The organism is Acinetobacter sp. EKM10A (assembly GCF_011075215.1).
Lineage (GTDB): Bacteria > Pseudomonadota > Gammaproteobacteria > Pseudomonadales > Moraxellaceae > Acinetobacter > Acinetobacter baumannii.
In genome coordinates, this window is record NZ_JAALLK010000050.1 from 1 (window position 1) to 310 (window position 310).

A 310-nucleotide genomic window follows, 5' to 3' on the forward strand; every position below is an offset into this window, starting at 1 on the left:
TTGATACGGTTGCACCAAATGCACCGGTGCTTGATCCGATCAATGCAACAGACCCGGTGAGCGGTCAGGCAGAGCCTGGTTCAACCGTGACTGTGACTTATCCTGATGGCACAACTGCAACAGTGGTAGCAGGCACAGATGGTAGCTGGTCAGTACCAAACCCGGGTAACCTGGTGGATGGCGATACAGTGACTGCAACAGCAACTGACCCTGCAGGCAACACTTCATTGCCAGGTACAGGCACAGTTTCAGCAGACATCACGGCACCTGTGGTTGCGCTGGATGACGTGTTGACGAATGACAGCACACC

At 54.5% G+C, this 310-nt stretch carries 1 protein-coding gene; it reads left to right on the forward strand.

Going from position 1 to position 310, the window contains the following annotated elements:
* On the forward strand, positions 1 to 310 hold a 310-nt coding region (locus G9371_RS19025; RefSeq protein WP_227591305.1), incomplete at both ends, for an Ig-like domain-containing protein.